Origin of the sequence: Gluconobacter sp. P1D12_c, from assembly GCF_018812105.1 — a bacterium.
Taxonomy (GTDB): Bacteria; Pseudomonadota; Alphaproteobacteria; order Acetobacterales; family Acetobacteraceae; genus Gluconobacter; species Gluconobacter oxydans_A.
Map to the genome: position 1 here is coordinate 1 of NZ_JACSIQ010000705.1, position 391 is coordinate 391.

Annotated in this window: 1 protein-coding gene; it reads right to left on the minus strand. The window is 44.8% G+C overall.

Annotated elements, in window-relative coordinates:
• A partial coding sequence (locus KP705_RS18825; RefSeq protein ID WP_215765409.1) for a protein rep occupies positions 1-391 on the minus strand: 391 nt, incomplete at both ends.

Sequence of the window (391 nt, forward strand, 5' to 3'; positions counted from 1 at the left end):
TCCTCCATCGTCTCAATATCGTTCGGCTTAGTCACATATTTTGTGACCTCATCAACAGACTCAAGAGTTCCCGCATCCTTAACAATGCACGACATCCTCTCACGAACATCAGCAAGAAAATCCTGCCAGCCGTTCCCCTTCAAATACGGCAGATCAAAGAGGATATTCATATGCATGTTAAGGGTTTCATGATCCTCATTATGAGTGAACTCAGTCCCCCTGAAATACAGATTTGAACCATATTTTTGATTGAGCCAACGGAAGCAATCAGAGAGCTTGCGTGTCCATTTCCTATGCTCCGCCTTGAGGTCATCATATATGCGGACGTTCTCACCGCAGGTGATAACCATGTACCGCAGATACTTCCCCTTATTCGGGAGAATGTTATCAA